General features: G+C 60.5%; 4 protein-coding genes. All 4 read left to right on the forward strand.

The window, feature by feature from the left end; translation table 11 throughout:
• On the forward strand, nt 1–889 hold an 889-nt coding region (locus SPH52_RS22305; RefSeq protein WP_411797248.1), incomplete at its 5' end, for a DUF2345 domain-containing protein.
• Between the two features lie 18 nt (nt 890–907).
• Entirely contained in the window at nt 908–1,759 is an 852-nt protein-coding gene (locus SPH52_RS22310; RefSeq protein WP_411797249.1) for a DUF4123 domain-containing protein, read from the forward strand.
• Complete coding sequence (locus tag SPH52_RS22315; protein ID WP_411797250.1) at nt 1,756–5,271, forward strand: T6SS effector BTH_I2691 family protein; 3,516 nt, start codon at nt 1,756–1,758, stop codon at nt 5,269–5,271. Before SPH52_RS22310 ends, SPH52_RS22315 begins: the two co-directional genes overlap by 4 nt.
• The gene (locus SPH52_RS22320; RefSeq protein WP_411797251.1) at nt 5,268–6,140 is read left to right on the forward strand and encodes a tetratricopeptide repeat protein; all 873 of its coding nucleotides are present in this window, start codon (nt 5,268–5,270) and stop codon (nt 6,138–6,140) included. The genes SPH52_RS22315 and SPH52_RS22320 overlap by 4 nt, the downstream gene beginning before the upstream one ends.
• Nucleotides 6,141–6,369 lie beyond the last annotated feature (229 nt).

A 6,369-nucleotide genomic window follows, 5' to 3' on the forward strand; every position in this document is an offset into this window, starting at 1 on the left:
CGGCGGCGCCGGCGACCAGCTCGACCTCAGCCCCGCCACCCAGCAACTGCACAGCGCCTACCGCCTAGCCGACAGCCTCAGCGGCAGTGCCGAGCAGCACCACGCCGAGCCACTGGACGCCCGCGACCACCTCAAGCAAGCCGGCGACGACACCCAAGGCACCTACGGCAACGCCGAAGGCCCCACGGAACAGGACCACACCACCGCCCAGGGCGCCAGCCAAGGCGGGCGTGGCGAAGCCGCACGCCTCAACGCCCCCTGGCTGCACCTCGCCTCGCCGGCGGGGATCGCGCTGAGCACCCCCGAATCGAGCCACTTGGCGCAGGGCAAATCGCTCAGCGTAACCAGCGGCGAAGACATCAACCTGGCCACCGGGCGCAGCCTGATCGCGGCCANTGCGCTGAGCACCCCCGAATCGAGCCACCTGGCGCAGGGCAAATCGCTCAGCGTAACCAGCGGCGAAGACATCAACCTGGCCACCGGGCGCAGCCTGATCGCCTCGCTCTCCGAGAAACTCTCGCTGTTCGTGCAGAACGCCGGGATCAAGCTGTTTGCTGCGCGGGGCAAGGTCGAGGTCCAGGCCCAGAGCGATGCGATGGAGCTGACCGCCGAGAAGGACGTCAAGGTCACCTCGACCGAGCAAAGCATCGACCTGAGCGCGGCCAAGGAGATCCTGCTGGTTTGCGGCGGCGCCTATGTGCGGATCAAGGACGGCAACATCGACCTCCACGCCCCGGGCAAGATCGACGTCAAGGGCGCCCAGCACAGCTTCGGTGGGCCGACGAGCATGAGCCGCGATCTACCGGCCTTGCCGGAAGGAGAACTCGAGGATTGTTCCAGCCGCGCGATGAGCGCGGCCGGTGATGGCCAGGGCTTCCGCAAGGTGTAGGCAATGATGGAACATCCCATGAGCCATTACCTCCTGGTGGATCCCTTGCGGCATGACCCGGTCATCCAAGGCGAGAGCAGGCGCCGCCATGTCCTGGAGCAACTGGCGAAGGCCGTCCCTCCCAAGGTCTATCTAATGGGCAACGCACGGGGGGCCGAGCTCCCGGAAGAGCGGGTGCGGCTGTATGCGGTCAACAAGGGGGACGAGCTCTGGCAGGCGAGCCAGGCCTGGGTCGCGTCCGACAAAGGGCGTCTCAGCGTCTGCGGCTGGCTGGAGAGCCAGCACTCCCTGCACACGCTGGGGCGGCATCTCGATCGCTTGATGATCCAGCACCACCCCGAGCAGGGCCGCGTCCACTTCCGCTACTTCGATCAGCGCACCCTGCATCATCTGGCGCTGATCCTGGCACCGCACCAGTTGGCATCGCTCCTGGGGCCGGTGAGGCGCTGGGAGTACGTGGATATCAACGGAGAGCGACAGGTACTGGAAAACCAGGGCATGCAGACCCGGTTCTCGATGGAGGCCGACCAATGGGCCTCGGTCGCACGCCTGGCCAGGATCAACCTGTGCCTCCGAGGGTGGAAGCATAACGTAGCACCTGAGCCGCTCCCCCTGGATGCCTCGCTGCGGGTCGACCACTTCGTCAAGATGGCCGAAAGCTACGGGATCACAGAGGAGGTCGAGCTCATCGCCTTCGTACTGCATGGTCTGGCCACCCACGAAAGGTTCGATCGACACCCTTTGATGGCGGAAGTGCTGAGGAAGCGCCGTCATGACGGCATGAGCTATGTATCGCTCACGGACGGTTTTACCGAGAAAGAGTGGATGACGATCTCGGATGACAAGACAAGAGAAGGAATAACGGGATGACGACGCCGAATCCAGCGACAGCGAACACCTCTGCCAGAAGCCAGGGCTGTGCCGGCGTGGGGGCGGAGGATTGCCGCTACTGCATGCGCCAAGGCTTGCCGATCCTGCCCGTACGCTACGCCGTCTGCCAGGTAGAAGAGAATCCCGATGTGCCGGCGTTACCTGAGAACAGGGTCAGCGAGCTCTACCCCCAGGATGCCGACGGCAATCCCATCCCCATCGATCTGGACACCGTGATCGACGAGGAAGGCAATGCGGTAGCGGGAAAAGAAAGGAAGAATCAATACATCCTGAGAAAGCTGCGTGGCGGTTTTCTCTACGTCTACGACGAAGGTAACGACCGCTGGTACGCCTACGCGATCACCGAGACCGCTGAGCTACTGCAGTTTCGGCTCGGCGAGCCGCCGGAGGATCCCACCCCGCAGACGTTCGCCTGTGATCAGGACTCGCACCGGGCGAGTGCCACCCTGGTGACGCTGCCCAACGTGGCAAGCACCCGCACCGCCTGGTTCGCCTATGTCGAGGTTCCCTGGTCGGAAGCGTTCTGGGAGGAGGTCGCCTCGGATAGCGAGTGGCGAGAGCGGCACATGCAGCGCTTCGACGTGGACGGCTGGCTCAACACCGGCCAAGCCAAGTACGCCTTTCCACAGTCCGACATTGCCACGCTGGTACCGGAATACCTGTCGTCAGGGCAGCAAGCCGGTGGCGCAGGCGATACCCGCGCACTGGCCTGCACCGGAAGCGCGGCACAGAGCCAGCTGAATCAGCATTGCTTGCCGCCCAGGCTGGGCATGAGCGGCCGTGAGCTGGAGGAGCTACTGGAGGCCATGGACGCCCGTGTCGCGGATAACCGTGACCTGGAAGGCAAGGCCGGCCAGGGTGTCATGCTGGCGATCAAGGATGAGGTGGGCATTCTCGAGGAGCTCAACGACTATCGCCATCGGCCGATCGAGGCGATGCGGATCCATCAGGCGGCGGATGAGCAGAATGCCCGGAATGCCCAGTGGCTGGCGTCCGTCAACCAGCTGAAGGCCGCGCTGGAAGAGGCGGCCCAGGCGCAGATCCGCGAAATCGACAGCGACCTGGCGGATCAGATTGAAGCTGAAAGGAGAGCCTTGGCGGAGGAAACACAGCAGTTCGAAGAACACTGGAAGAGCAAGATCGATAACGAAGACAACGAGCACTCCCGGCAGCGGTTGCAGCGTATTTATGCGCACGAAAAAAGCTGGGCCGGCACGCCCGATGGACTGGTCGGGTTCGATAGCCTTCACGACATGGCCGATCCCAGCAGAGTGGCCCGCTATCGTGATCTCATGCGCCGGCGTAGCCGAAGAATCTACTCGGTGAACAAGAACCTGGCAAAAGTGCTGGAGGAGCTGCCGGAGTACTACGATCAAGCGAAGGTGGCCCAGATCGAAGAGGAACTCGAGGGGCTGCAAAAGGCGATCGATACTCTCGTGCCGCGCATGGATGCCGACTACGCCCAGTGGCTGGTGCATGGTTTGCGCGACGCGCTGGATCGCTACGACTACATAGTCCCCCAATGCAGTCTGCGCGTGACGGAAATTGTCAGCAACGCCTTGCTGGGTGGTGTGCTTTCCACCAACAGCGAATGGGCCTGGCAGAACCTGATGGAGCAGTTGAACTCCTCCCACTCACCCATCGTGCGTGCCTATTTCCACAATAATCGGGAAGCTGCGGAAGCCTTCGTGGCCGATTCGCTCGAGCTGGGGGAGGGCAAATCCTTCTTCGGCCAGATCAAGCTGGAAGAGTGGTTTGGCCGGTTAAAGGCATTGCGTGAAGTAGCCAATGGCGGCTGGGGCCAGTCGGACTTCAATGCCGCGCGCCAGGCCCTCTCCCAGTTGGGCGATACCATCCTTGCTGCCGGTGCCGCGCTGCTGGGGCAGGAGGCGGCGGATCAGGCCGCCCAGGGGCGGCCCATCGCCCCTCGCTCCGGGATGATGGTGCGCTATGCGCGGCTATTGCAGGTCGATAGCCTGGTCACCACGGCGGATGCCACCTTCGATGCCAGTGCCAGCTACGTCGTCGAGATGGAAGTTTCCATGGGCGACTACCACCGCACCATCCGCTACCAGGCCAACCGGGACGGATCACCCCAGCGCAACAGCAACGGGGAGTACCAGTATGTCGATCATCTGGAAAACGGCGAGCGCATCGGCGGGAACCTGCCCGATCCCGATGTCACTGACAACACCCGTGTCAGGATGCTTTGGCGGATCAGAAATGCCGATCTCACCAATGTGGCCGGCTACGTGGAAGGTGTCAGCCCGGAAGGGCTGTCCGCGGGCGGAGAGCCCGTCCGCATCCCCATGGTGCACCAGCAGAAGCTGATGGCCGACCAGCATCGCCAGTGGGGGAACATGAGTCGCGGCGACAAGGCCGTACAACTGCTCGAAACCGTCTTCGCGCTGGTCAGTTTCTATGACGTAGGCAAATCGGTTGCCGACAAGCCCAAGAGCCTGGAGCTCTGGTGGGGATTGCTCGGCGCCATGGCGGCCCTCACCCAGATTGCCTTGGGCACGGCCGCTATCATCGAGGCCCGCCGTGGCCTGGCCGTTAGCGGCCAACTGGCCGATGTTCGAGCGGTCCGGGCGGGGCAGTACGAAAGCGCTGCCAAACACCTGGGCCGGGCCGTCGGGGTCATCGGTGTCATCGACGGCTTCCGGGCACTGGCCGAAGCCGGCGCCATGGCCCGACGCGGCGAGCTGAGTTCGCGAGTGCGCCATCAGCGCTATCTGGGCGGTATCGGCATTCTCGGTGGTGTCATCGCGGTTGCTGCCAGTTCGCTGATACTGGTCCCGTTGATTCTTGGTGTCATGACCCTGGTGATAGGGTACTGGCTGGTACGACTGGTGCCGCGGAATATTGAACTCTGGTTGCGCCGTAGCCTCTATGGGATGGAACCGGAGCGGCTCCGCTTCCAGCCATTCGCCAACGCCCAGGAGGAGCAGCAATCCCTGATGATGGTCTTCAGCGGCATCGAATTCGATATGGAAGCACTGCGCGCCACGCGTTCGCCGCAGGACATCCGACCAGCTATTGACCGGCCCGCCACCGACCGGCAGACGTGGGCCGAGCAACTGGCCGCCGAGGGTCGGCGGATCGTGCCGGACCGCTATACCCTCAACCTGACGGCCACGGCGGGCTTTCCGGAGGAGCTGGCGGGGGAGTTGACGGTTCTGTTGAGTTATCACCCAGCGCAGGGGCGAGAACTGTATTTAGGCGGGGCAAAATATGCTAACGGCGACACTGTGGCGGTGGATCGGCATGGGCAAATAAGTCACACCACCACCTCGACACCTTTTGGCACATCTGCAACTTCTGGAGTTGCAAGTGATAGATTTGAACTTGTTCAAGAAGGCGAAAGAAAGGTGATGCTGTTTGATGCCGACCTTGAAGCTGAAGGTGGGCGGCTAGAGGCTATAGTACTATACTACACAGAAGCAAATGGCACGCAGAGGGGGGTGTATAATATGGAGTTAATCAGATGATCAAGGTGATTTTGATCACTATCCTGCTGGCGTTCACTCTTCTTGCACAGGCTAAAGTGGTTTTTCAAGATGAAGATGCGGTGCGCGCATTTTCTACTCAGGACGTTGAGGAAAATCTGCTTAAGGCAGAAGAAGGAGACGTTAGGGCTCAGGTGTTAGTGGGTGCAGCTTATTTGTATGGCCTTGAGGAAAAGGGAGTTGAGCCAGATCGTGAAAAAGGCTTGTATTGGTTGACAGAAGCCGCTAACCAAGGGGCAGCAGAGGCCCATTATGAGCTTGGAAGAATATACTGTCAGGGTATGGAGGTCGATAAGGACGTTGTAAGGTGCGAGGAACATCTCACTGAAGCGGCCGAGCGGGGTTTGAGGTCGGCGATGACAGACCTTATAGATATTTACCAACTTGGAGACTCAGACCTGGGTATCGAGCCGAATGAAGAAAAATACCTATACTGGCTTGAAAAAACTGCAGATTATGGAAGTACGTTCTCCATGATCAATATGGCGACTACATATCGCCAAGGTCTAGGTGTAGAGGTAGACCTTGAAAAAGCCTTCGGCTGGATAGTGCGAGCAGTGGAGTTAGATGCACCTTTCTCCCATAGAGAGGCGGCTAGGTATTTCGAAAATGGGTGGGGGACGGAGCAGGATTTTGTCAAGGCCTATATGTTCTATGATCTGGCGAGCCCAGGAGCTCATGAAAATAGAGAGAAAGTCGCAGAGCAAATGGAGGAAGCACAGGTCGAGGAAGCCATTGCTCTTTCCTGGCAATGGCAGTTGGAGCGCAATAGCTTCGTCCCCAGCTCCAACGGTTACCGCTACCAGCCCGATGTGAGCGACCGGGAGCCCCTGTTCCTCACTTCTGACTGATATCGGCCTCGACTGAGCTCCCATGGCTACAGGATTGATGATGTTCGCAGCTAGCACAATGAACTCGTTATGGAGTTAACGATGATTAAGTTGGTGCTGGTTGCGATCTTGTTAATGCTTTCCACTTTCGCCCAGGCGGAGCGAATCTTTGAAGGCGAAAAGGTTGTGGAGATTTTCCATAGCCAGGACTTCGAAGCCAATCTGGCGGAGGCTGAGGAGGGCGATGTTC

This window comes from Halomonas sp. A29 (genome assembly GCF_046723295.1).
Lineage (GTDB): Bacteria > Pseudomonadota > Gammaproteobacteria > Pseudomonadales > Halomonadaceae > Halomonas.